This window comes from Variovorax sp. DAIF25 (assembly GCF_050711835.1).
Classification (GTDB): domain Bacteria; phylum Pseudomonadota; class Gammaproteobacteria; order Burkholderiales; family Burkholderiaceae_C; genus Variovorax.
This window is the reverse complement of the sequence record NZ_CP136636.1, coordinates 828,247-852,958: the sequence shown is the minus strand read 5'-3', so window position 1 is coordinate 852,958 and position 24,712 is coordinate 828,247. Positions and strand designations below refer to the sequence as shown.

At 71.8% G+C, this 24,712-nt stretch carries 17 protein-coding genes; 1 reads left to right on the top strand and 16 read right to left on the bottom strand.

The features are described 5' to 3' along the window. Nucleotides 1-32: 32 nt before the first annotated feature. The 16 genes from tssG to phnD all read right to left on the bottom strand — a co-directional run bounded on the left by tssG (nt 33) and on the right by phnD (nt 22,641). Complete coding sequence (gene tssG / locus R0232_RS03940) at nt 33-1,145, bottom strand: type VI secretion system baseplate subunit TssG (protein WP_431511294.1); 1,113 nt, start codon at nt 1,143-1,145, stop codon at nt 33-35. Next, complete coding sequence (gene tssF / locus R0232_RS03935) at nt 1,121-3,022, bottom strand: type VI secretion system baseplate subunit TssF (RefSeq protein WP_296781257.1); 1,902 nt, start codon at nt 3,020-3,022, stop codon at nt 1,121-1,123. The genes tssG and tssF overlap by 25 nt, the downstream gene beginning before the upstream one ends. A 93-nt stretch (nt 3,023-3,115) precedes the next feature. Further along, the gene (tssE, locus tag R0232_RS03930) at nt 3,116-3,628 is read right to left on the bottom strand and encodes a type VI secretion system baseplate subunit TssE (protein WP_093350827.1); all 513 of its coding nucleotides are present in this window, start codon (nt 3,626-3,628) and stop codon (nt 3,116-3,118) included. Further along, the gene (locus R0232_RS03925; protein WP_398499442.1) at nt 3,621-4,469 is read right to left on the bottom strand and encodes a type VI secretion system accessory protein TagJ; all 849 of its coding nucleotides are present in this window, start codon (nt 4,467-4,469) and stop codon (nt 3,621-3,623) included. Before R0232_RS03925 ends, tssE begins: the two co-directional genes overlap by 8 nt. A 13-nt stretch (nt 4,470-4,482) precedes the next feature. Further along, nucleotides 4,483-5,028 (bottom strand): type VI secretion system tube protein Hcp, encoded by a 546-nt coding sequence (locus tag R0232_RS03920; protein ID WP_093350822.1) that lies wholly within the window; start codon nt 5,026-5,028, stop codon nt 4,483-4,485. Nucleotides 5,029-5,047: 19 nt separating this feature from the next. Further along, nucleotides 5,048-7,108 (bottom strand): caspase family protein, encoded by a 2,061-nt coding sequence (locus R0232_RS03915; RefSeq protein ID WP_431511293.1) that lies wholly within the window; start codon nt 7,106-7,108, stop codon nt 5,048-5,050. Beyond that, entirely contained in the window at nt 7,105-8,262 is a 1,158-nt protein-coding gene (locus R0232_RS03910) for a hypothetical protein (RefSeq protein WP_431511292.1), read from the bottom strand. The genes R0232_RS03915 and R0232_RS03910 overlap by 4 nt, the downstream gene beginning before the upstream one ends. A 27-nt stretch (nt 8,263-8,289) precedes the next feature. Then, nucleotides 8,290-9,039, bottom strand: coding sequence for a hypothetical protein (locus R0232_RS03905; protein WP_093350814.1), 750 nt, complete (start codon nt 9,037-9,039; stop codon nt 8,290-8,292). A 52-nt stretch (nt 9,040-9,091) separates the two neighbouring features. Then, on the bottom strand, nt 9,092-10,699 hold the full coding sequence (gene mltA / locus R0232_RS03900; RefSeq protein WP_093350812.1) for a murein transglycosylase A: 1,608 nt from the start codon (nt 10,697-10,699) through the stop codon (nt 9,092-9,094). Nucleotides 10,700-10,753: 54 nt separating this feature from the next. Beyond that, nucleotides 10,754-12,625, bottom strand: coding sequence for a protein kinase domain-containing protein (locus tag R0232_RS03895; RefSeq protein WP_431511291.1), 1,872 nt, complete (start codon nt 12,623-12,625; stop codon nt 10,754-10,756). 671 nt (nt 12,626-13,296) lie between these two features. After that, on the bottom strand, nt 13,297-13,929 hold the full coding sequence (gene tagF, locus R0232_RS03890; RefSeq protein ID WP_431511290.1) for a type VI secretion system-associated protein TagF: 633 nt from the start codon (nt 13,927-13,929) through the stop codon (nt 13,297-13,299). Then, the gene (tssM, locus tag R0232_RS03885; RefSeq protein WP_398497174.1) at nt 13,926-17,528 is read right to left on the bottom strand and encodes a type VI secretion system membrane subunit TssM; all 3,603 of its coding nucleotides are present in this window, start codon (nt 17,526-17,528) and stop codon (nt 13,926-13,928) included. Before tssM ends, tagF begins: the two co-directional genes overlap by 4 nt. Continuing rightward, a complete protein-coding gene (locus R0232_RS03880; RefSeq protein ID WP_093350802.1) occupies nt 17,525-18,892 on the bottom strand; it encodes a DotU family type VI secretion system protein in 1,368 nt (455 codons plus the stop codon). The genes tssM and R0232_RS03880 overlap by 4 nt, the downstream gene beginning before the upstream one ends. A gap of 24 nt (nt 18,893-18,916) precedes the next feature. Further along, a complete protein-coding gene (gene tssK / locus R0232_RS03875) occupies nt 18,917-20,248 on the bottom strand; it encodes a type VI secretion system baseplate subunit TssK (RefSeq protein WP_093350799.1) in 1,332 nt (443 codons plus the stop codon). A gap of 195 nt (nt 20,249-20,443) precedes the next feature. Beyond that, the gene (locus tag R0232_RS03870) at nt 20,444-21,463 is read right to left on the bottom strand and encodes a phosphate/phosphite/phosphonate ABC transporter substrate-binding protein (protein ID WP_431511289.1); all 1,020 of its coding nucleotides are present in this window, start codon (nt 21,461-21,463) and stop codon (nt 20,444-20,446) included. Next, nucleotides 21,460-22,641, bottom strand: a complete 1,182-nt coding sequence (gene phnD / locus R0232_RS03865; RefSeq protein WP_431511288.1) for a phosphate/phosphite/phosphonate ABC transporter substrate-binding protein — start codon at nt 22,639-22,641, stop codon at nt 21,460-21,462. The genes R0232_RS03870 and phnD overlap by 4 nt, the downstream gene beginning before the upstream one ends. A gap of 159 nt (nt 22,642-22,800) precedes the next feature. Between phnD and R0232_RS03860 the strand changes: the two genes are divergently transcribed. Next, entirely contained in the window at nt 22,801-24,690 is a 1,890-nt protein-coding gene (locus tag R0232_RS03860; RefSeq protein WP_431511287.1) for an ATP-binding protein, read from the top strand. Nucleotides 24,691-24,712: the final 22 nt, after the last annotated feature.

Genomic DNA, 24,712 nt, shown 5'->3' with positions numbered 1-24,712 from the left:
TCCGTATCTCTTCAAGACGAACGAAAGGGGTTTCATTGAAAGGCCGGCGCGCGCGGATGCGCCTCGCCACCGGGTCGGCTCGCGATGCGCACGTCGCTCGCGTCGCGCGAACGCGGGCGCTCGCCGAGCCACGAGATCCAGCCCAGCCGCGGCGCGTTGCCGCGCTGCTGGCCGAGCCGCGTGGGCGGCACCTGCTCCTTGCGCAGCACCAGTTCGGCATCCCACTCGAGCTCGCCGCCCAGCAGCTGCAGCATCCAGCGCTGCAGCACGGGCTGCGCGTCGCCGATCGGCAGGAACATGCGGTAGCGCGCGAGGTCGAGCGGCCCGACGTGCAGGCGCACGCGGTGCTGGCGGTCCCAGGCGCGGGTGCCGAGCATCGCGCCCATGCCCATGGCGCACGAGCTCTCGCCGCGGCCCAGCCGCGTGAGTTCGGCATCGGGCAGGCTCATCCAGTGGCCAACCCAGCGCTCGAGCTTCATCGGCACGCCGAAGTAGCTGCACAGCACCGACTCGACCCCTTCGGCGCTGTGCACGCGACGCGCGAGCCAGCCCGAGAAGTGCAGCCGCGCGTCGTCGTGGATCTCGTCGCGTCCGGTGCGTCCCGGCGTGCCGATGCCCACCAGCGCGCCGATCTGCAGCCGGAAGCGGTCCTCGCCGGGCCGGTCGAGCGCGACCGCGGGCCGCGCCTGCGCCCAGGCGCGGTAGAAGTGCAGCGAGAAGCGGTGCAGGAAGCTGTCGAGGAAGGCGAGCCAGGTCGGGTCGCCGTGGTTCAGGCTGCGCTCGCGGATGAAGTCGCTCAGGTGCACCGGCAACGGCCCGTTGGGGCCGATGTAGGCGAAGAAGTGCTGGCGCAGCCGCGGCGGCGAATGCGCGCCGGCCGGCTCGAAGCGGCTGAAGGCGGCGGGCGCGAACGACAGCGAGGGCTCCTGGCCCACGCGCACCGGCTCGGCGCTCGGCAGCAGCGCGCGGCCCCAGCGCGGCGTGGTGGCGGCGGCCGACTCGAGCCGGCGCAGCACCGCGAAGTAGTCGTAGGCCCAGGGCTGGTCGGACCACCGGCGCAGCGCGGCATCGACGCGCGCGGCCACCGTTCCCTCGGGCGTCGCCGGCAGCGCGGGCGCGGCTAGAGGATCTGGCGCGTCCCGCACAGCGGCCTCCAGCGCATGTTCTCGCCCTTGCCCGCGATGCGCACCACGGTCTCGACGAAATGGTTGACCTCGACGTGACGCGCCAGGTAGCGCGCGAGCACGGCACCGAACAGGAACACGCTGTGGCCGTGGAAGGCGTCCTTGTCGACCTCGAGCGTGATCTCCAGGCCGCGCCCGAAGGCGATGGGCCCCTTCATCGGCAGCCGGCGCGCCACCGCCTTGCTGCTGACCGACAGCAGCCCGCGCACCTGGCCCTGGCGCATCTCGTCGGCATGCGAGGCGTAGAGCATCAGCGTCTCGCGCAGCGCGGCCGCGCCCTGCTGCGGCGAGCTGTCGGAGATCGACAGGTAGTTGAGCGCGAGGTGGTCGAGCACGCGCCAGCCCAGCCCCTGGCTCACCACCGGCGACACCGGCCGCGAGGGCCCGCGCACCATGCGCACGCGCTGCGCGGGGAAGGAGTCGACGCAGTCGAAGTCGTTGTCGCGGCCCATCGGCAGCAACAGCGGCAGGTCGCGGTTGGTGCACAGCGCCGACACCGCGAGCTGGCGCAGGCTGGCCGCGTACGGCGCCTGCTGCGGATCGACGATCTGCATGTAGACCTCGGAGCCGATGTGGCTGCTGCGGTTGCCCTCGGTGCGCTGGCGCACCGACAGCATGCGCGGCTCGCGCGTGGTCGTGTAGTAGGCGGGATGGCTGTGGCGCGTGCCGTGGAAGGCCGAGTAGAAGGGCCGGAACAGCTGCTCCACCGCGGCCGCCGAGCCCGAGTCCGCGCCCGGCGCGCCGTGGCCGACGACCTCGGTCACGGTGTGCACCTCGAAGTCCTGCGGCCGCGTGCGGTCGGGCACCAGGTGGAACTGGCTCACGCCTTCGCTGAGCGGCACGCGGTCGAGCCGCTTGTTGAACAGGTTGACCACGGGCACGCAGTGCAGCTGCACGTTCTCGGCCGTCACCAGCTTCTCGAGCGCCGCGTCGCCGCGCGAGAACAGCAGCACGATCTCGATCTGCGTCACCGGCATCGACGGCAGCACCGACTGCAGGCCCGAGATCTTGAGGAACTGGAAGCGCTGCGGAAACGCGAAGTACTCCTGCAGCAGCCGGAAGCCCGAGAAGCCGGTGGCCGTGACCGGCAGCAGCGCCTCGTCGTCCTCGAAGCCGACCACGCCGATGGCGCTCGGCGGCAGGCTGCGCGCCTCGCCCTGCAGCGCGCCGCCGGCGCCCAGCGGCCGCACCAGCACGCCGATGGGCTGGCCCAGCGCGCATTCGTGCAGCTGCCAGGCCACGTCGTCGGCACCGCCCAGGTGCAGCACCAGGTCGTCGAGCGCGATCTGGCTGAAGTTCAGGTCGGCGGTGGTGCGCAGCACCATGCGCAGGCCGCCGCGGATGGCGCGCGACTGCGGGTGCGTGGCCAGCGGCAGGTCGGGCGCGTAGCTGAAGTACTGGGCACGCAGCAGCTCCAGCGGCCACAGCCGCATCGCGCTCGCGGTGCGGAACTCGCAGTAGGTGCTCTGCCCGACCGCGTGCCGCGAGCGCAGGCCCGCGCCGCGCGGCAGGGTCGGCCCCACGGCGAGGTTGGCGTCGTCGGGGTCGTGCACCATGCTGACCACCGCCATCGCGGGCGTGGGCGCGAGGAAGTGCGGATAGACGATGTCGAGCAGGTGGCCGGTGAAGCGCGGGTACTCGGCATCGAGCTTGAGGTTGACGCGCGCCGACAGGAAGGCCGTGGCCTCGATCAGGCGCTCGACGTAGGGATCGGCGACCTCCTGGCCTTCGATGCCGAGCCGGTTGGCGATCTTCGGAAAGGCGCGCGCGAACTCGGCCGAGCTCTCGCGGAAGTAGCGCAGTTCCTGCTCGTACAGGCTCAGCAGTCGGGGATCCATCGCGGCGCTACCTCCAGGTGGCCAGCGGCCCGCGCGCGCCCCGCGGCAGGCGGGAACCGGCGCGCGGCGAAGCGGGATGCGGGGCCGGCGGCGTCATGGCTTCTGGGTCGCGTCCTCGATCTCGATGCGTCCTTCTTCCAGGTCGACCCGGCTGCGCATGAGGAACTCCAGCGGCACCGGCTGCGCCCACAGCATGCCGCGGATCTGCAGGCCGACGCAGTTGTGCGAGTCCAGGGCGGAGCCTTCCATGACGAGTTCCACTTCGAGAGTGCGTGAGAGGATGCGTGGCTCGAACTGCAGGATCGCGTTCTTCAGAGCCTGTTCCATGCTGACACGCTGTATCGACGAGGTGAACTGGCCAGACAGCATAGGCAATCCGTAGTTGATGACGGAGCGCGCGGCATTCGGGTACTGGCGGTCGTCCATGCCGAGGCCGTAGCTGGTGGCGTTGAAGAGCCAGCTCAGGTCGCGCAGCACGGCCGCGCGCAGCGCCTGCTTGGTGAGCGTGCGCTTGTCGTCGCCCTCGCGCTGCTCGTCGGGCGCGCTGTCGACCAGCCGGTCGAGCAGCGAGGGCTGCAGCCGCTCCTGCGCGGTGAGGTCAACCACCTGCGCCGCTTTCTTCGCCGTTCGCTTCGCCGCTTTCTTCTTCCGGAGCGGCGGCCGTGAACACGATCTCGCGCACGTCCATCAGCGCGTACTCGCCGGCGTCGGTGCCGAACACGCGCTGGCCATGGCCGGCCCAGACCTCGGGCCGCAGCTCGCGCCACTCGGTGCGGCGCGCGAGCAGCAGCTGGCCGTCGCTGCAGCGCTCGGTGCCTTCGTAGCGCGTGGGGATCAGCGCCAGCGTCTCGCCGCCGTTCTCGAAGTCCAGGTGCGCGGGCATCCACACGCAGTCGCGCAGGTCCTCGGGCGGCTCGATCTTCACGCAGGCGAGCCGCGCATAGGGGATCCAGTAGTACTTGCCGTTGACGAAGGCCTCGAGCACCGGGCCCAGCCGCATGTCGGCGTCGGACAGCCAGTCGAAGGGCACGCCGTCGATGCTGCCGGCGATGGCCGGCGCCGCGTCGAAGGCGCGCTGGCGCAGGTCTTCGGCCAGCTCGGCCTCACCGCGTCCCTGCCGCAGCAGCGACTCGATGAGCAGCGCCAGCCATTCGTCGGGCTGGCCGAAGATCATGGGCGTGCGCGTGCCGGCAAACACCTCGGCGCGCAGGCCTTCGCAGCGCACGGCATCGCCGTACACCTGCTTCATCGGAACGGCGAGCGCATCGAGCTCGGCCGCGACCGTCAACTGGTTGAGCGCGCGCTCCCACTGGCCCAGCACGCACAGCAGCTGCGCCATGAAGACGCGCGGCTTGCTGTCGGCGGGCTTGGCGCGCACGTCGTCGCTCAGCGCCTTGAGGGCGGCCACCGGATCGGCGGCCTTGAGGAATTCGGCGGCGGTGGTCATGGCTGGCTCCGCTTCACTGGGTGGCCGCGATGACCGCGGTGCGCACGGCGCCGCGGATGCCCGAGGCGAGCTGCGGCGCGGTCTTGATCTGCACGTTGCGGCTCTCGAACACGGTCACCTCGCGCGGCTGGCGCGGCGTGCCGCCGGTGAGGATGGCCTGGCTCACGACGCGCGCGCCGGTCAGGATGACCTCGAAGAAGGGCTGCGACGGCAGGTGGTCGCCGCTGGCGCGGTAGACGAAGATCGAGACCTCGAGGTTGGCCTCCTGGCTGAACAGCAGGCTCGCGATCGACGCGGTGGCGGCATCGACCTCGCGCACGATGACGAAGGGATGCACGCGCACCGAGCCCTTGGTCGAGCCGGGCGGCGACACCACCTCCATCTGGTGGCAGTAGCCGCCGATGTCGATGAACTCGAGGCCGCGTTCCGATTCGCCCTTGACCTTGGTGCCGCGGTTGTCGATCGACATCAGGAAGTCGTTGACCGGTTCGCCGGCCATCAGGTCGAGCAGGCGCAGCAGCTCGTCGGGATCGAGGGCGCCTTCTGCAGAAAAGCTCATTGCAATCTCCTTGAAAAAATCATCGGGGCGCGGCGTCCGCGGCGCCCCAGGACAACATCGCCGCGTAGAGGCGGCGCCGCGGCGGCTCCACCTGGCCGCGCACGCGCAGGTCGGCCAGCACCGGCTCGACCGCGGCGCCGAACAGCCGCGGCCCGCTCTGCGGCGCGGCCGGCGTGGCCAGCACGAACAGGCGCGCGCCCTCGGCCGAGAGCCAGGGCAGCTCGAAGCGCTTGGCGGCCGGCGCCTCGCGCGTGCCGCGCTCGAAGCGGTTGCTCTCGCCGGGATCGGACGGGTACTCGGCGCGCGGACGGCCCTGCGCGTCGATGCCCGCGACCACCATGTCGACCGAATGGCCGCTGGTGTTGCGCACGTTCAGCGCCGCGCGCTCGCCGTCACGCAGCGGCAGCAGGTTCGCCCCGCTGGTGCGCAGCGGCCCGCTGCGCGCGAGCCGGTCGCCGTTCCAGATCTCGAGCACGGCCTCGAAGCCGTCGATCGGCATCTGCGTGCCCTCGCCGAGCGCGCAGAGCTGGCGCCACCACTTGAGCCGCGCCAGCGTCTCGAGCCGGCGCCGCACCGCGGCCTTGTCGCCCAGGCGCTCGCTGCCGGCACCGAGCGCCGGCGACTGCCATTCGAGGCGCTGGCCGGCCGCGCCGAGGTCGCTCCAGCGCAGGTCGGCCGGCGCGCCCGCGCCCACCGCCACCACCGAGGCCGGGTAGTCGAGGCCGATGCCGGGCGGCAGCGGGCCGTCGCTGCGCACGCGCAGCGCGGTCGAAGGCGGCGCGGCCAGCGGCGAGGCGCTCCACAGCACCGCGCCCGGCAGCTCGCGCAGCGCGGCGGGCACCGCGAGGCTCGCACCGTCGAGGTCGACCTGCGATGCGCGCGCCTGCACGCTGCGCACGGTGCCGTCCTCGAGCGTGGCGTTGATGCGCAGTTCCTGCTGCGGCTGCAGGCCGTCGGCCAGGCCGGCCTGCAGCACCAGGCTGTCGCCGCTGCGCTGCGCGCGCCACACCGGCAAGGTGGAGACGGCGCCGGCGCTGTTGGCGAACAGCGGCGCATCGAGGTTGCCCTCGGCCACCGGCGAGGGCAGCTCGCGGGTCGGGAAGCGCTGCGCCAGTTCGTCGATCACCGGCGGGTAGAGCGCGAGCACGCCGTCGAACAGCTCGCGCCAGGTGGCGGGCCGGCGTTCGAGCGCGCCGGCCACGGCCCAGGTCAGCAGGCCCTGCGGCCGCGCGTTGCGGCCCTGGCGCGGCAACCGCAGCTCGGGCGTGATCTGGTGGCTCTCGGAGGCGAAGAAGGCGACGTAGCGTGCGCGCGCCACGCGCTCGGCCACGGGCGGCGCGGCGGGGGCGGCGAGCGGCGAGGCCGCCGGCGCGGCGCGCAGCTGGCCCGCGCGCAGGCCGCGCCAGCGCACCTCGTCGTCGGCCGGGCCTTCGGCCACGGCGGGCACGGCGGCGGCGGCATTGCGCGTCATCGAGGTGGCGGCGCAGGTGTCGAACACCGACCAGACGAACACGCCGCGCGCGAGGAAGGCCTGCACCCAGCCGTCGAAGTCGACGTCGCGCACGCCGCCCGCGAGCGCGCTGTCGACGCCGACGGCACCGCGCACGTCGCGCGCGAGGAAGTTCTCGGCCAGCCCGTCGGGCTCCTGGTAGCGCTTGGTGGCATCGCGCCAGCGCGTGCCGTGGCCCGAGAAATAGAGCAGCACGAAGTCGCCGCTGCGCGACTGCGCGAGCAGCCGCGACAGCGCGTCATGGATGGCCTGCGACTCGGGCAGCGCGGCACCGCTCACGCCATCGGCCAGCGTCGTGATGTCGCCGGCGCCGAAGCCCTGCCTGAGCAACGCGTCGCGCATCAGCGCCACGTCGTTGCGCGGCGCCTGCAGCCACAGCGACTGCGGCTGGTTGACGAGTTCGGAGACGCCCACGAGCAGCGCGCGCTGGGTGGCGAAGGCGCGCGGGGCGAGGCAGGCGAGCGCGAGCAGCAGCAGCCACCGCGCCACCATCGAGCGCCGCGTGCCCCCACCCCAGCCCTCCCCCAGCGGGGGAGGGAGCCGGGCCGGAGGTCGCGCGCCATGGCTCATGGCCGCTCCGACGCCCGTACCGCCGCTTCGACCAGCGGCGAAGCGGCCAGCACCTGCAGGCTCTTCTCCACGTCGGGCACGCGCAGCCGCCACACGCCGTTGCTGCCGGGACCGCCGACCACGTCGGCCGAGATCGCCTGCAGCAGCCGGTCGGCCTCGTCCACGCGCACGCCGTCCTTCCAGCGCACCGTGAGATCGGCACCGGCCGCGGCCGGTGCCGTGGGCACGGCGCGGAAGCGCACGTCGTCCTGCGCATCGTGGCCGCCGAACAGGCCCGCGTTCTGCACCACCACGCACAGGGCCAGCACCGCGAACGCGGGCCGCATCCAGCCGTCGGCGCCGAGCCAGCGCCGCACGCTGCCCCACCAGCCGCCCTCGGGCCCGGGCTGGGGCCGCGCGCGCGGCGCGGCGGCCGGGCCGGGTGCGTTGCGCGCGGCCGGCAGCCAGGCCGCGCCGAGCTGCGATGCCGCGTCGCGGTACAGCGACTGGTATTCGACGCGCGGATCGCGCGGGCCCAGCGGCGTGCCCGACAGCACGGCGAACACGCCGCCCACGGTGCGCAGCGCGATGCGGCCGGGCTCGGGCGCGATGGCGGGCGCGGCCTGCGCGGCCCACTCGTCGTGCACCGCGCGGATCGCGGCGAGCCGCGTGGCCGAGACCTCGCCGAGCACGCGCGCCGCCAGTTGCGGGCTCGGCTCGAGCGTCAACACGTTCCAGGCCTGGATCAGTCCGAAGGCCGGCTCGAAGGGTTCGTCGTCGGGCTCGAGCAGCACGTCGAAGGCCGAGGCCCAGTCGGCCTCGCCGGCCGCCATCCAGCCCTGCCAGAGTTCGCCGTGGATGCAGCGGTCGAGCAGCACGCCGAGCAGCCGGCCCTCGTGCACCACGCTGACCAGCCGGCCCGGCGCCCAGCGCGCGCCGAAGCTGCGCTGCGCAACGGCCTCGCGGCGGCGCGCGAGCTCGGCCAGCGGCAGCAGCAGGTCGACCGGCGGCGGCGCTGCAGCCGCTTCGGGCGCTGCGGGCGCTTCGCCGCGCGCGCCGGGCATGGCGACGGTCGCGAGCCCGGGCGTCTCGGGCGCGAACGCCGAAGCGGCGCCGGGCCCGGTTTCGAAGGCGCTGCGGATCGCGCTGAGCGGTGGCCAGAGATGGGTGGTCATGGCGTCTGTTCCTGAATGGCTATGTCTTCAGGCATAAGACGCTTCAGCGCCCAGGATTTTGAAAACCTGCAGGATCGCCGCCATGTTGTCGGCCTCGATGGCGATGCCCAGCGTGCCCTGGAGCCAGCCACCGAGCCGGGTCTTGGCGTAGTCGGCGGTCAGGCCCTCGCGCTTGTGCACCAGGCCGAGCCGGCCCGCGCGGTAGTGGTAGGAGGCGATGGCATGGCGCGAGGCGATGCCCGACAGGCCGCCCTCGGCCTCCTTGCCGAAGCCCTCGCACAGCAGGATGCGCTCGGGCTCGGGCAGCTCGGCGATGAAGGCGCGCGCCGCCTGCTGCACTGCGAGGCTGCTGAGGCCGTGCTCGGCCAGGCAGCCCTCGAGGTCCTCGTCGGCGCCCAGTTCGTCCTCGAGCTGGGCCTCGGTGATCTGGTCGCCGATCGACAGCTTGCGCTTGAAGGCGGCCGAGCGCGTGCAGTCGATCAGGTAGCGGCGGAAATAGGCGCACAGCGCGAAGGCGGTCGAGGGCGCGCTGTGGCCCGCGCGCTCCTCGGCCTCGTCGGGATCGGCATCGAGCCGCAGCACCTTGACGTAGATGAACTGCGCCACCAGCTCCTGGCGCCCTTCGCCGAGCACCTGCAGCTCGGGCGGATTGCAGGCCACCAGCGCGTCGCCCACGATGCGGTACATGCGGCCCATGTCGTTCGACGTCAGCGTCTGGCGCCGGCGCCACAGGCGCACGAGTTCTCCGCTTTCCTCGGACGACAGCGTTTCCTGCATGGATTCAACGGCCGGGGCCGGGCCTCGTGGCGGCATTCACGCTGTCATCTCCTCAATCGTCCTCGCAGACGCCCTCGGTGGGCACCAGGCATTGCGCGAGGCCGGCGCCGACCGGCGCGCCGCGGGTGCGGATCGCCGAGGACACGGCGGCGCTCGCCACCGCCAGGCCGCGCGGCAGCAATATCCAGAGCTGGCCGCGTTCCTTCATGCGGCGCGCATTGGTCGCGGCCTGCTGGCCGTTGCCGAAGAAATAGTCGGCGCGCACCGCGCCACGGATCGCGCCGCCGGTGTCCTGCGCGATGGTCAGGCGCTGCATCGGCGCGCCGCTGCCGGGCGTGCGCGTCGAGACGAACACCGGGTAGCCGAGCGGCGTGCTGCGCGGATCGACCGCGATCGAGCGGCCGGCCGACAGCGGCACGCCGAAGGCGCCCACCGGGCCGCCGGGCGTGGTCGCCTCCTTGAAGAACACGTAGCTCGGGTCCTTGATGCCGGTGCCGGCCACCGGGCCGGCCGCGCGCCGGCCGGGCACCATCACCGCGCCGCTGGTGGCGGGCCGCGCCAGCGTGAAGCCGCGCGTGCGGATGGTGGTCGAGACGTTGCCGGCATCGTCGTCGTCGCCGTCGTCGAGGTCGAGCTCGATCGACGAGCCGCGCACCTTGACCGGGCTGCGCGGCTTGCCGTTGGCGGCCTGCGCCAGCGTGGGCCGGAACGGCTGGCCGTTCTGCTCGGCGTAGGCGACGCGGATCATCTCGCCGCTGGCCAGGCGGATGCGGCCCGAGCCCTGGATCTGCATCTCGTAGAGCGCGGTGGCGCTCGAGACGAATGCCAGCACCTTGGCGTTGGGCGCGCCCTTGGTCTCGATCTCCTCGCGCGTGTAGTACGGCAGCAGCTGCTTGCCCTCGACGCGCAGGCGCACCTTGCGGTCGAGCGTGTCGCGCACGATGCCCGAGAGGTCGAGCGCGTAGAGGCCCGGCGCGCCCATGTCGCGCGTGCTCAGGCCGGTCTGCACCACCACGTTGCGGCCCTGCACGCGCGCGGCCACGGTGCCGTCGCCCGCGGGCAGCTTGCGCGCGTCGGCGAACAGCATGTCCTCGGGCTGGCCGTACACCGGGTAGATGAACGGCGGCGCGTAGCTCCGGCTGCCCTGGATCTCGGGCTCGAAGTAGCCCGTGACCACGCCGTCGGGGCGGCGGTCGTCGTCGCGGATCTGGTAGACCGAGAACTCGGTCTCGAAGAAGTTGCGGATCGAGGGATTGCTCTTGCCGTCGACCTTGACCGCGCGGTCGCAGACCGACTTCCACTCGGTGCCGCGGCCGTTGAGCACCTTGCAACTGCCGAGGAAGGCGGGCCAGCTCTCGGCGAAGTCGTCGCGCGTCCAGCCCGGCACGGCATCGAAGCCGACCGCGGTGTAGGTCGCGAGCTGGGTCGAGAAGGTGCGCGCCTGGCCGGCCACGCTGCCGCTCGAGGGCGGGCGCGGCGCCGGGGCGGGAGCAGGCGCCGCCGCGGCCGTGTCGGTGCTGGCGGCGGGCGTCTCGGTCGCGGCGGGCGGCGGCACGGCGCAGCCCGCGAGGAAGGCGGCGGCGGCGGTCGCGGCTGCCACGGCGGCCCGGTGCAGGGCCGGCGCGGGCGTCGGCGCGAGGGCCGGCAGGTGCTTGTTCATGGTGAAGATCTCCTTCGTGGAAAGGTGGCCCGTCGGGTCACGCTCTACAGACGATTACTTCTCGACGATTTTGAAATTGGCGACGCCATAGACGTCGTTGCAGGGGGTGTTGGGCGCGCATACCGGCTTGCCCAGCAGGGGGGAAGGTCCGCTGCCGCGGGTGGTCTCGAGGGCCGCGAGCACCGGCAGCGGAAACTGCGGGAACACGCCCTCGTTCTGCACGCCGGAGGCACCGAAGTCGCGCTCGTGCTCGCTGACGAGCACCGCGAACTGGTTGGTCCCGGCGGGCCCACCGGCCTCCATCGGCCACGAGGCACGCGGCAGCGCGAGGGGGCTGCCGGCGGTGATCTTGTTGTACTTGTCGAGCAGGTTCGGGAACAGCAGGAACATCTCGCCGCCGCTGGACAGCAGGAACACGTAGACGAAGCCGTCGCGCTTGCTGCGCACCTCGAAGGCCAGCTTGTCCTTGCCGATCGCCACCTCGGGCTTCCTGGCCGAGGCCGTGACCTCGAAGCCGGCCGCGGCACCGCCAGCCAGCGACTGCAGCGATTCGAGCGGCGTGCGCGGCGATGGCGCCGGCGCGGGCGGCGGCGGCGCGCTCGCGATCGGCGGCGGCGTGTCGCCATGGCCGCGGCCCTGGAACCACCACCAGCCGCCGCCGGCCGCGGCCGCGAGCAGCGCCACCGAGACCAGCGCCACGGCCGTCTTGCCGCCGCCCGAGCGCGTGCCCGCCGACGGTGCCGGCGCGGGCGGTAGCACCACGGTCTTGCCGCCACCGCCGCTGCGGCTGTTCGGCCCCGGTGTCGCCGACGTGCCGCGCGAATGCTGCGAGGGATGCGCGGGCGGCGCGATGCTCTGGCTGGTCTCGAGCCCGAGCGCCGCGCGCAGCTCGGCCATCGACTGCGGCCGCGCCTCGGGCCGCACGCCGAGCCCGGCGTCGATCGCCGCGAGCAGCTGCGGGCTGTAGCGCTGGCGCAGGATCTCGTTGCCCGCGAGCGGCACGTAGCTGTCGGACAGGAGGCGTGCCACCGACGGCGGCGGCGCGCGGCCGCACACGGCCACGTGCATCACGGCCGCGAGCGCGTAGACGTCGGTCCATGCGCCCTGCGACATGTCGGGCATCTCGGCGTACTGCTCGATCGGCGCGTAGCCCGGCTTGAGGATCACCGTGATCGCCTGCGTCTTGTCGGTGATCACGCGCCGCGCCGCGCCGAAGTCGAGAACCACCGGCCGGCCCGAGCCTTCGAGCAGGATGATGTTGTCGGGCGCGATGTCGCGGTGATAGCAGTTGGCGCCGTGCATCACGCCGAGCGCCTGCGTGACGCCGTCCATGATGCGCACCAGCCAGGCCTCGTCGACGCCCGCGGGGATCGACACCAGCGCCTGGCGCAGGGTGTCGCCGCGGTAGAAGGGCATCACCATGTAGGTGGTGCCGCGCTCCTGCCAGAAGCGGTAGACCTTGAGCAGCGAGGGGTGGTCGAACTGGGCGAGCAGGCGGGCTTCGTTGATGAAGCTGCGCATGCCTAGGTCGAAGGTTTCGCGGTGGCGTTCCGACAAGGGGACTACGCTGCCGTCGCCCTGGCGGGTGGAGAGGGAGGAAGGGAGGTATTCCTTGATGGCTACGACGCGTTCGAGGGTGTGGTCCCAGGCTTCGTAGACGACGCCGAAGCCGCCCTGGCCTATGACTCGGGTGATCTCGAACTCGGCCAGGCGGCTGCCTACGGGGAGGAGGCCGGCTTCGTGGGGTGTTCCTTGGGATGGGCCCGTGGCCGGATTTGTCGGGGGGTTCGTGGGGGCGAACAGCGGGCTGTTGGTGCGCGTGGGTTGGCCGGACGTGATAACTGTGGCGCTGTCGTCCAGGGGGGTGGTTCGGGGGACGACTCGGGTGCGGTCGTCGTTGCCTTCGGGTTTGGTTTCTTCGGTCATCGGGTCCTCCGGGCCTCTTCGGGGCTTGCTCCTGGCGGGAGGCTGTCGGCCGGGTCCCGCCCCGGCGGGCGGCTCACTTTCTTTGTCTCGCCAAAGAAAGTAAGCAAAGAAAGGCGACCCCACTGTCTGCGACCCTCCGCTTCGCTACGGGCAACCTGCGGTGCTCGCGTTTCGCGGGGTCTCGCAGAACTCGCTTCGCTCAAACAGCTGCGAGCCCTTGTCCGCGAAACGCTGCGCTCCTCGGCGCAGCCAGAGGGGATCAGGGTCAACGCGCCATGGCGCGTCCTTGTGTGGGGGGGGCGAGCACGACCGTTACGCCCGATAGCCGAGGCTGCGGCCGCGGCCGCGGCCGAGCGAAGCGAAGGCCCGAAGGGCTTTGGAGGCCGAGCGCAGCGATGGCCCGAACCACTCCCCTCTGGCTGTGCCGAGGAGCGCAGGCGTAGGCGGGATAAGGGCCGCAGCTGTCTGAGCGGAACGCAGTGGAGCGAGTTCTGCGGACCCCCGCCGTAGCCGAGCACCGCAGGTTGCCCGCAGCGAAGCGGAGGGACACAGACAGTGGGGTCGCCTTTTCTTTGGTTACTTTCTTTTGGCGAAGCAAAAGAAAGTGACTCGCCCGCCGGGGCGAATTCCCGGCCGACACCCTCAAAAAAACAATCAGAGGAAGACAAAGCTCACTCCCCTCCCCCAAGAAACAGCGCCTCGAACTGCAGATCCAGAGGCAACCCCACGCAAACCATCCGCAGCCCGCTTTCAACAGAAGGATCCCCAATCCACAAAGAGGCCCCTTCCAAAGGCAAAGCCAACGCACCTCCAGAAGACGAAGCATCCGAACCAGCAGCACCAACAAACAACCGAGCCAAAGCAGCATCAAACCGCGCCGCATCCAGATCCAGCTCCAACCCTTCCAGAGCAGCCTGAGTAGCCACCCCCCACCACCGCAAGGCAGCCACCAACGCAGCCCCCTCGAGCTCAGAGAGCAGCGGGTCTTCCAGCTCCACAGCCACGGTGAAAGGAAAGTACCGCCCCACCCCATCGACCGATGGCATCAACACCCCGATCCACCCCCGCTCCCCCGCCACCCGAGGCCCCAGCACGAAGCACCACACCGGCGCCTCGAGGTAATGCGAAGTCCAATCCGCATGCCGATCCCGCAGCCGGGCGAGCCCGCGCTGCAGCCACGCATCCCACACCTCCCGAAACGATTCGGGCAAGCGGCGATGCGCGAAGTCCCCCATCCCCGGCAACTTGCCGAACCATCCCGGCAATTGCGTGGAAGCGAATAACGGGGACGAGGCAAGGTTCACAAGCCCTCCGGGCACGAGAACTCGCGCAGTTCCTTCAACCGGATCGGGTGCTGCACGCTGTTGGTCGTCACCTCGAAGCGGGTGCGCCGGTTGCCGACCTGGAAGGTGATGAAGAACTTCTCGGGCGCGTCGCCGGCCTCGAGCTGCCCGTCGTCGAGCGTGCGGAACAGCGCCCACGGCCCATCGACCGCCGAGCCCGAGCTGCCCGTGGCCGAGGGCGGGCTCACCTGCACGCGCACCTGGTTGCTGCCCTTCGGGCCGGGCCACTGCACGGCCATCGGCACCACGGGGCCGTGCGCGTACTTCACGAGCTGGCCGTCGACGTCGAGGATGAACTGCGTGATGCTCGCGTCCATCTCCACCGGCTTGAAGTCGAGCCGCATCGACGGGCCGCGCCCGCCGCCGCGGAAGAAGATCTCCTTGATGCGCGCCGCGCGCTCGAACTGCGCCAGCGCCTGCGTGGTGATGGCGCCGCGCTCGGCCACGGGCTTGTAGCGCCACGGCCGCGTGCTGGTGTCGACCAGGGCGGCCAGCCGCTTCTGGAAGAAGTCGTCCATCAGGCCGCCGGCGCCGAACATCTGGCCGAAGTCCTCGGGCAGCACGTCGCGCTTGCTGCTCTGCACGAAGGGATAGCGGCCCGCGATGGCGCGCGCGCAGAACTCGGCCACGGGGCGCAGGTCCTGGCTCAGGTTGCCGCGCTCGGCCACCTGGGCCTGCGTGGCGCCGGTCTGGCTCAGGTTCTCGATCATGCTGCGCACCGGCTCGGGCAGGCGGCCGGCATCGGACTTGAGCTTGCCGGCCACGTCGCCGGGCGGCGGCGAGGTGCGGCCCTTGACCGCGGTGTCGACGGCGTTGAGGTAGACGTAGACCTCGTTGAACAGCTTGAGCGCGTCGTCGATCGGCGCCGGCTGGTTCGGGCCGCCGGCGGTGACGAGGCGGCGCAGCGATTCGAAGCGGTCGTCGACGATGCTCTCGATGCGCTTGCCCGGCGCGACCTGGCGGCCGGGGTCGCCGCCGAACAGGTCCTCCAGGCCCTTGCGCGTGTTGCGCACGGTCTCCGAGGCCTTGCTCACCACGTCCTTGTTGGCGTCGGCGGCGGGAATCAGCGTGGTCTGCTTGACCACGGCGCGCAGGAAGTTCGCGAGCGGCGAATCCACGCCCGAGAGGATGCGCGCGGTCTCGATGTTCTTGTCGAGGCCGGTGACGCGGATCAGCCGCACGTCGGCCAGCAGCGCCTCCCACTGCTTGACGTACTCGGCCAGGTAGAGCCGGCGCACGCGGTCGGTGAGCTCGCCGAGCGCGGCCGCGTCGCGCAGCCGGTCGGCGGTGCTGCGGTCCTGGCCCAGCACCCACGGGTCCTCCTGCGCGAGCAGGCCGGTCAGCACCACCACCTCGTTCTGGAAGCGCTTGTGGTAGCCGTCGTAGGTGAACATGCCGGGCACGCCCTCGGTCAACGGCTTGCCGCTGATGCGCTCGAACACCAGCGGGCCCGAGGGACCGGTGGCCTGCGCGACGCTGAAGGCCGGGATGTCGCGCGAGGCGCGCTGGCGCTTCAGGCGGCTGAACACGCGCTGCTCGAGCGGATAGCTCGCGAGCACCGCGCGCACGCTGCGCACCAGGTTCTCGTCGACCTTGAGCGGCGAGCGCGGCGGGCCCTGCGCGATCAGCACGTCGAGCTGGTCCTCGAGCTGCTTGCGCTGGTCCTCGGGAATGCCGCGGTCGAGGCTGCGCGACCAGTCGAGCGTGATCCAGGCCTTGAGCGCCTCGGGATCGAAGTGCTCGGGCTGGTAGAGCATCAGGTAGCTCTTGAGCGCCTCGTAGGTGTACTCGAGGTTGTCCTTCTGCGCGGTGCGCAGCTGGTCCTCGAGCCGCTTGGCGATCTGCGGCAGGAAGGCCTCGTTGAGCGCGCGCTGGTGCACCAGCATGGCGGCGGCATCGAGCTTGTCGCCCTGGTAGAGGCCCAGGGTCATGGCCAGCGGCTCGTCGCCCAGGCGGTTCTCGGGCGTGCGCCAGATGTCGCGCAGGTTCTGCAGCACCGGCGCCACCTCGACCAGGTTCTGCACCCGCGCCGGCAGCGCGGCCAGGTTCTGCTTGGCCGGCTCGACGCGCGCCTCGACCGACTTCAGGTAGTCCATGTTGCGCAGCGTGCTGTAGCCCCAGGCCGCGAGCAGGCCCGCGGTCAGCAGCGTCATCGCGGCCACGGCCGCGAAGCGCAGCGTGTGGCGGCGGCGCTCGAGCTTGACGTCGGCGCCGGCCAGGCGCTGCTCGGGGAACACCACCTCGCGCAGCAGCGTGGTGAGGAAGTAGCTGCGCCCGCTCGACTTCTGCGGCGCGAGCATCGCGCGCTCGATGCCGAAGCTGCGCGACAGGCTGCCCATCACGCGGTCGATCGGGCTGCCTTCCTGCGTGCCGCTGGTGAAGTAGACGCCGCGCACCCACGGCGGCTGGGTGAAGCGCGAGCCGGTGAAGACCTGGTCGAGCAGGTCCGACAGCAGCGGGCCGATGGAGCCGAACTGCGCCGGGAAGCCGAAGATCGCGGCGCGCCGCGTGCCGTCGGTCTCGCGCTGCATGCGCGCGATCAGGCCGTCGTTGACGCGGTGGTGCAGCAGCGCGAACTCGCGCTGGAACGCGGTCGACAGGCCCTTCTCGTCGACCTGCTGGTTCTCCTCGGGCGGCAGGGTGAAGCCGAACACCTGCGCGCGCTGCTCCTTGCCGAGGTCGTCGAAGTAGTCGGTGAAGCCGTACAGCAGGTCGCTCTTGGTGACAAGCACGTAGACCGGCAGCCGCGTCGTGAGCTTGCCGTCGAGCTCGAGCAGGCGCGCGCGGATCGAGGCCGCGAGCTGCGAGCGCGCCTCCGGGCCCTGGCTCAGCAGGTCGCCGACGCTGACCGTGAGGAACACGCCGTTGAGCGGCCGGCGCGGGCGCACCTTCTTGAGCAGGCCGAGGAAGCCTTCCCAGGCGTTCTTGTCCTCCGACTGGTGGCTGTCCTGCGTGGTGTAGCGGCCCGCGGTGTCGATCAGCACGGCCTCGTCGGTGAACCACCAGTCGCAGTTGCGCGTGCCGCCCACGCCGCGGATGGCGCCGGGGCCGAACTTCTCGGCCAGCGGGAACGAGAGGCCCGAGTTGACCAGCGCGGTGGTCTTGCCCGCGCCCGGCGCGCCGATGAACACGTACCAGGGCAGGTCGTAGAGATAGCTGCCGCCCGAGATCGAGAGCCAGTCGCGCCAGCCGGGCTTCTTGCCGGCCGCGTGCAGCTTCATCTGCTTGAGCGTGGCCACGGCCTCGTTGAAGCGCGTGTCGAGGATCTGCTGCTCGCCGGCCACCGGCGTGCCGGCCTTGGCCGCGGGCGCCTTCATCAGGCCGTCGGTCAGGTGCTGGCTGGCGCGGCGCGCGCGCCAGCGGCGGTAGATGGCGCGCAGCAGCACCAGCAGCACGATCACGCCGATGACGATGGCGCGGGTGGTTTCGCTCTCGAGCGGCGCCAGCGCGCCGATCTTCACCAGCGGGCCGATCCACCAGATCAGCAGCGCGACGACGATCAGCGCGAGCAGCGTCAGCAGCAACGGGCTGAACAGGAAGCCGAAGATTTTCTTGATCATTTGGTCGCTCCCGTGGCGGGCGACGGCGCGGGCGGCGCGGCGGCGGCGGGCGCCGACGCCAGGCGCTCGGGCTCGGTCAGCAGCACCACCTCGACGCGGCGGTTGCGCGCGCGGTTGGCGGGCGAGTCGTTGGGCGCGACCGGCTCGGCATCGGCCTTGCCGTCGGAACGCATGCGCGCCGGATCGACCAGCGTCGACAGCGCGCCCTTGACGGCATCGGCGCGCGCGGCCGACAGGTGCCAGTTCGACGGATAGCGCAACGAGCGGATCGGCTGGTTGTCGGAGTGGCCGGTGATCAGCACTTCGCCCTTGACCTCGGCCAGCGCCTGGCCGATGCGGCGCAGCACCGGCAGCGACTGCGCCATCGGGTCGGCGCTGCCCGAGCTGAAGAAGGAGTCGCCGCGCAGCCGCACCACGCTGCGGTCGGCCTCGTCGGTCACGGTGACCAGGCCCTGCTTGATCTCGGGCTCGAGGAAGCGCGCGAGCCGCGGCGTCTTGGCCGGCGCGGCCGGCGGCGCGATCTGGATGTTGGGCACGCGCAGGCTCGACAACGCCGAGTAGGTGGTGTCGGAGCGGTAGTTGAGCGTGAGCCGCAGCCCGAACCAGGCCAGCGCGAGCAGCAGCGCGAAGCCGGCCGCGAACACCCACAGCGGCAGCGACTCGCGCAGCCGCACCGTGCCTGCGCCCTGCCCGCGCCAGTGCGGCGAGAGCTCGGGCTCGACCGCGGGGCGGTCCTTGGCGATCAGGTCGGCCAGCCGCTGGCGCACCGAGTCGAGCTGCGCGCGGCCGTTGTCGACCACGCGGTAGCGGCCCTCGAAGCCGAGCGCCAGCACGCTGTAGATCAGCTCGAGCAGCTGGCGGTGCGTGGGCACGTCCTGCGCGAGCTTGGCCAGCAGCTGGAACACCTTCTCGCCGCCCCAGGTCTCGTTGTGGAACTGCACCAGCAGGCTCTGCTTGTTCCAGCCGGCCTGCACGCCCCAGGGCGTGTTGGCCACCGCCTCGTCGAGCGCGGTGCACAGCACGTAGCGCGCGGCCAGCACCGATTCGTTGCTCACGCCCGCGCGGCGCGCGTTCTGGTCGAACTGGTTGACGGCCTCGGCGGTCGAGGCGCGCAGCGCCGGCACGTTGGGCGGCTGCACCAGGTTGCGCAGCTTGCCGATCAGCACCAGCAGCTTGCCGGCCGCCGACACCAGCGGATTGAGCAGGCCGAGCTCGCCGAGGTCGGCCACCGGCGTGGGATCGGTGGCGGGAAAGAAAGGAGCCGGCGCGGCCGAGGCCGCCGGCGCGTTGGCCGGCGTGCGCGGCTTGGGCTTGATGACCGTGCGCTCGGACTCGAAGGCGGCGAAGGGGTCGGGTGTGGTCATGGTTTTTCCGTCCTGTGCCGATGGCTAGCCACGGATCGCCCAGAACGCGAGGTCGAGGCCCGGGAAGTCGCCCGCGATGTGCATCGCGACGCCGCCCGACTGCTCGAGCTGGCGCCAGAGGTCGCTGTTGCGGGTCTCGAGCTCGAAGTAGTTCGCGCCCGCATGGAACGGGATCTGGCGCGGCGCCACCGGCATCGGCGTCAGCGTGACGCCCGGCAGCGCGAGGTTGACGAGGTCGCGGATGCGCTCGACCGGGCCGATCTTGACCTGCGTCGGAAAGCGCGCGCGCAGCGCCTCGCTGGGCATGTGGGCGTTGACCGCGAGCACGAAGACCGCGTTGCGCTGCAGCTCGACGTCGCTGATCACCGCCACCCGCACGCCATGCTTGCGGTCGTGCAGGTCGATGCGGATCGCCGACTGCTCGAGCACCATCGACAGGCTGCGGCGCAGGTCGTCCATCAGCGGCCGGAAGCTCAGCGCGAGGTCGTCGTGGATGTAGGGGCCGAAGCGCGCCACGCGGCGCGAATCGCGGAAGCTCGCGAGGTCGCCGGCCAGGCCCAGCGCCTGCTCGAAGAAGCGCTGCGGATGCAGCATCGCGCTCTTGGCGAGGTGCGCGAACACCGCCTCGTTGCGGTTCACGGTCTGCAGCAGCATGAAGTCGGCGATCTCGGCCACGCCGCCGGTGCCGCCCTGCGTCATGCGCCCGGCCAGCGCCTCGCCGCGCTGGCGCAGCAGGCCCAGCAGCTCGTCGAGCCAGGCACGGATCACCGCGTGGCCCGCCACGTCGAGCAGCGGCGGCAGCATCGCGCGCTCGAGCTGCACCTGGTTGTCGACGCGGCGCTCGACCACGCGCGCCACGCCCAGCGTGGTCCAGGCATCGGTGGCCTCGCTGGCGCGCATCAGCCGCGTGTGGAGCTGGCCCAGCTGCAGCATCGCGGTGCGCTCGCCCGCGGTGTTGGAGTCGGGCACGTCGGACTCGAGCACGCGGTGGCGCACCAGCTCCTCGTACTCCTCGGCATCGGCCTCGCGGGCCCCGGCGCGGCGCAGCGGCAGCGCCAGCACCACGGCCTCGTCGCGCATGGTCTGGGGGATGTCGATCGGTTCGGGCAGCGGATCGACCGCCGGCATGTCGAACACCGTGCCGTCGCCGAACACGCCCACCGCGCGCACCAGCGCCAGCTTGCCCAAGGTCAGCGCGGCCTGGTCGATCTCCAGTTCGGCGAAGCCCCAGGCATAGGGCGTGGTGGAGCGCAGCAGCACGTGCCGCGCGTGATCGGCATGTCGTTCGCTCTGCTGCAGGTGCTGGGGCTGCAGCAGCATCCCCTCGCTCCAGACCACTTTTGTTCGCCAACTCATCCGCTCGCACTCCGTCAACGGCAAGGGCTGCCTGTAAGAAGCGGTGAGTTTCCGGCGCGCGAAGTCGTGGGCAAATCCGCCTTAAGGCCTAGCTAACGGCATAGGCGGCGCGCGAGGACGTACGGCGAAGGGAGTAGATGCGGGCTCGAAAGCGTTGGGGACGGCGCCGCGAAACGGACGCGCGGCCCAAGCGCGTCAGCGCGCGGGCGTGCCGCCGAGCATGCGCACCTGGTCGGCGTAGACCTTCTCGATGCGCTGCAGCCGCTGCTCGCGCGCGGCATCGTTGACCCACTGCGCGGCCATCGCGCGCTGGCGGCCGAGCTGGCGGTCGAGCCGGGCCTGCGGCAGCAGCGCACTGTCGTCGGCCGCCGCATAGCCGAAGCCGGCACGCAAGGTCTTGAGCACCTCGCGCTCGGCATCGGCGCGCGGCCCCTTGCCCTGGCCGTAGTTGGTCAGGAAGGACTGCAGCCGGGCCTGGAACTCGGGCGGCCAGCCGCGCCGCACCACCATCGGCGCGCCCGGCGGCGGCTGCGATTCCCACACCACCTGCAGCCGCTCGGCCTCGACCGGGAACTGCTCGCGGAAGCGCTCGAAGTCGGTGCTGTTGTTGGTGGCGACGTCGGCATCGCCATTGGCCACGGCCAGCGCGGTGGCCTGGTGGGTGTCGACGATCTCGCTGCGAAAGCGCGTCTCCATCGCGATGTGGTGGGGCAGGAACAGCTCGCTCTGCGGCACCTGGAAGCCGGTCACCGAGCGGCTGTCGCCGCGCGCGAGCCGCCATGACTCGGGTTTGGCGAGCAGCGCCTCGAGGCTGTTGAAGGGTGGCGCCTTGCGCATCAGCAGCACGGCGCGGTGCTCGGGCATGCCGGGGCGGCGCGCGATCTGCGCGATCACCTTCATGCGGCCCTGGGTCACGGCATCGAGCGCCATCTTGGCCGACAGGAAGGCCATGTCGATCTCGTCGCGGCCGATGGCGCGGTCGAGCTCCTCGTACGAGGACACCGAGTAGGCGCTCACCGGCACGCCGATGGCGCGGCCGAGGTCGGCCAGCAGCGGCGTCCACAGCGCGCGCGACTCGACCGCGCCGCCCAGCGGCAGCACGCCGAAGCGGATCGCCTTGACGGGCTCCGGCTGCGTGGCCTGCGCGGCCGGCACCGCGGCGCAGGCCGCCACGACCAGCACCGCCAGCCACGCGGCGCGCAGCCAGGCGATCAAGGCGAGACGTCCTTCAGCACGCCGACCTGCTCGGCATAGCCGCTGTCCAGCCGCTGCAGGCGGGCCTGGCGCGCGGCGTCGTTGACCCATTGCGCGGTCTTGGCGTTCTGGGTCGCGAGCTGGTAGGCCAGCTTGGCCGCGGGCAGCAGCGAGCTGTTGTCGGCCGGCACGAAGCCCGCGAGGTCGTGCAGCGACTTCAGCACCACGCGCTCGGCATCGCCGCGCGGCCCCTTGGCGCGGCCGTAGGCCACGAGGAAGGCCTGCACGCGCTGGCGCAGCTCGGGTGGATAGTCGCGCCGCATCACGATCTGCGCATGCGGGATCAGCTCCGACTCCCACAGCACCTGCAGCCGGCCGGCCTCGGCCGGGAAGCGCAGCTTGAAGCGCTCGAAGTCGGCCGTGTTGTTGGTGGCGACGTCGGCCTCGTTGTTCGCCACGGCCAGCGCCGTGACCTGGTGCGTGCCCACCACCTCGCTCGCGAAGCGGGTCTCCATGGCGATGTGGTTGGGCAGGAAGAATTGCAGCTGCGGCACGATGAAGCCCGACACCGACTGCTTCTCGCCGCGCGCGAGGCGCCAGCGCTCGGGGTCGGCCAAGAGGCCCGCCAGCGTGTTGAACGGCGGCGCCTTGCGCGCCAGCAGCAGCGCGCGGTAGCCGGGCAGGCCGTCGTGCCGCACCACCTGCGCCACCACCTTCATGCGGCGCTGGCTCACGGCGTCGAGCGCCATCTTGCCCGACAGGAAGGCCATGTCGACGTCGTCGCGCTGGATCGCCTGCTCGAGCGCCTCGTAGGAATTGACCGAGAGCACCGCCACCGGCCGGCCGAGCGCGCGGCTGAGCTCGGCCAGCAGCGGATCCCAGTCGCTGCGCGATTCGAAGGCGCCGCCCAGCGGCAGGATGCCGAAGCGCATCGGCGCGGCCTCGGCGCCATGGCCGCCGGCGGCCGTGAAGCCGCCCTTGACGGCCTGGGCCGGCGTGGACTGGGTCGAGGGGGGAATGGTCGAGACCGAGGGCAGCGAGGGCGGGGCCTGCACCTGGGACGCGGCCGTCAGCGGCAGCAACGCACCGAACAGCGCCGCCGCCAGCCAGCGCGACCAAGTGGGCCGACGGATACCGGTGGGCTCGGCGGCGGCACGGGCCTCGGAGGGGGCTTTGGAACGGCGCAGGAAAGCCGGCATATTTGGACGGACGAGAAGGGCCGCGACGAACCGGCCGGTCTAACATGGCGAAGCGGACGCCATTAGATATCAACCAGAAGCAGTTTTCGTGATGTTTTTCCCGTCTTCCCTGCCCTGCAAGGCCTCCGTAGGCTCGGCCGCCATGCATTTCCCGCGTCCATGAACTGGAACTTCGCCGTCGTCCGCGGCCTGGCGCGGCTCACCTTCGCGCAGCAGCTGATCCTGCTGGCGATGCTGCCGGCCATGGCGGCGACGCTGGTGGCGATCACGGTGCTCACGCGCCAGCACCTGGACAACCTCACCGAGCTGATGCGCGCCAATGCGCAGACGGTGGCGCTGCAGGTGGCCACGGTGGCGCAGGCGCCGATCGTGCGCATGGACCGGCGCGCGCTGCAGCGCACCGCGCAGTCGGGCACCTACCAGCCGCACGTGCAGCAGGTGCAGATCTGGTCGGAGGACGGCGAGATCGTGGCCAACTCCGAGACCATGGACCGCGCGCGCGGCGAGGGCCTGCAGGTGGTGGTGCCGATCGTCGGCGACGACGGCCGCACCAGCGGCAAGGTGATGGTCGAGATCAGCCTCGGCGCGGTGCAGAACGCGCGCCGCTCGGTCTGGCTCAACGTGGTGCTGGTGCTCGGCGCCAGCCTGGTCGGCGTGGGCCTGGCCGGCTGGTGGGCGGCACGCCGCATCAGCGAGCCGATCCGCGCGCTCGGCAAGGCGGTCGACCGGCTCGGCGCCGGCGAGGCCGCGAGCGTGACGATCGAGGGCACCTCCGAAGTGCAGCACCTGCAGCGCGGCTTCAACGAGGCCGCGCGCGCGCTCGCCGAGAGCCACCGGCTGCTGCAGAGCCGCATCACCGAGGCCACGGCCGAACTGGCGCGCAAGAACCAGCAGCTCGAGGTCGCGAGCCAGGCCAAGACGCGCCTGCTCGCCGCCGCCAGCCACGACCTGCGCCAGCCGCTGCATGCGCTCACGCTGTTCTCCGACGGCCTGGCCAACGGCGAGACCGATCCGCTGCGGCTGCAGCGCATCGGCCACATCCGCGAATGCGTGGACTCGCTCGACCGGCTGTTCTCCGAGCTGCTGAACCTCTCGCAGCTCGACGCCGGCGTGCTGCAGCCGCAGTGGGTCGACTTCCCGCTCGACCGGCTGTTCGACGAGATCAGCCGCAACTTCCGCCCGGTGGCCGAGCAGCAGGGCCTGCGGCTGGTGGCGCGCAAGACCGACCTGTGGGTGCGCTGCGACTACGTGATGCTGTCGCGCATCCTCAACAACCTGGTGTCGAACTCGCTGCGCCACACGCTCGAGGGCGGCGTGCTGATCGGCGCGCGCAAGCGCGGCCGCGGCGTGCGCATCGACGTGGTCGACACCGGCGTGGGCATCGCGCAGCAGCACCAGGCGCGGGTGTTCGAGGAGTTCTACCAGGTCGAGCCCTCGGGCCGCCAGGCCTCGCGCGGCACGCGCGGCATGGGCCTGGGCCTGGCCACGGTGCAGCGGCTGGCCGAGCTGCTCAACACGCGCGTGGAGCTGAGCTCGCGCCTCAACAAGGGCACCTGCGTGCGGGTGCTGGTGCGCTCGGCGCCGGCCGCATTGCCCGCGCCGGCCGTGACCGCGCCGCACGTGCCCGAGAACGACGAGCGCTGCCTCGAGGGCCTGCGCATCCTCGTGATCGACGACGAGCGCACCATCCTCGAAGGCCTGACCGTGGTGCTGTCGAACTGGGGCGCCTCGGTGCTGGCCGCGCAGACCCGGGCCGAGGCGCTCGCCATGGCCGACACCTGGCCCGTGCCGCCCGACGTGGTGGTCAGCGACCTGCTGCTGCAGGGCGGCGACAACGGCCTCGACGTGATCGCCGCGCTCGAGCGTCATCCGCGCGGCATCGGCACCGGCACCGCGCGCCTGCTGGTCACCGGCGAGACCAAGCCCGACCGCCTGCGAGAGGTGCAGAGCGCGGGCATCACCGTGCTCTACAAGCCGGTGTCGCCGCGCGTGCTGCGCCAGGCGATCCTGGCGCAGCGCACGGCCGCGATGCAGGCCGTGCAGGCCTGAGAACACGTTCCGGGCAACGGTC

Coding starts and splice junctions, on each gene's coding strand:
- R0232_RS03920 (WP_093350822.1), bottom strand. CDS start 5,028: ATGAGCTTTTCTGCAGAAGGCGCCCTCGATCCCGACGAGCTGCTGCGC.
- tssK (WP_093350799.1), bottom strand. CDS start 20,248: ATGAGTTGGCGAACAAAAGTGGTCTGGAGCGAGGGGATGCTGCTGCAG.
- mltA (WP_093350812.1), bottom strand. CDS start 10,699: ATGAACAAGCACCTGCCGGCCCTCGCGCCGACGCCCGCGCCGGCCCTG.
- R0232_RS03905 (WP_093350814.1), bottom strand. CDS start 9,039: ATGCAGGAAACGCTGTCGTCCGAGGAAAGCGGAGAACTCGTGCGCCTG.
- R0232_RS03910 (WP_431511292.1), bottom strand. CDS start 8,262: ATGACCACCCATCTCTGGCCACCGCTCAGCGCGATCCGCAGCGCCTTC.
- tssF (WP_296781257.1), bottom strand. CDS start 3,022: ATGGATCCCCGACTGCTGAGCCTGTACGAGCAGGAACTGCGCTACTTC.
- R0232_RS03915 (WP_431511293.1), bottom strand. CDS start 7,108: ATGAGCCATGGCGCGCGACCTCCGGCCCGGCTCCCTCCCCCGCTGGGG.
- R0232_RS03880 (WP_093350802.1), bottom strand. CDS start 18,892: ATGACCACACCCGACCCCTTCGCCGCCTTCGAGTCCGAGCGCACGGTC.
- R0232_RS03860 (WP_431511287.1), top strand. CDS start 22,801: ATGAACTGGAACTTCGCCGTCGTCCGCGGCCTGGCGCGGCTCACCTTC.
- tssM (WP_398497174.1), bottom strand. CDS start 17,528: ATGATCAAGAAAATCTTCGGCTTCCTGTTCAGCCCGTTGCTGCTGACG.
- phnD (WP_431511288.1), bottom strand. CDS start 22,641: ATGCCGGCTTTCCTGCGCCGTTCCAAAGCCCCCTCCGAGGCCCGTGCC.
- R0232_RS03895 (WP_431511291.1), bottom strand. CDS start 12,625: ATGACCGAAGAAACCAAACCCGAAGGCAACGACGACCGCACCCGAGTC.
- R0232_RS03925 (WP_398499442.1), bottom strand. CDS start 4,469: ATGACCACCGCCGCCGAATTCCTCAAGGCCGCCGATCCGGTGGCCGCC.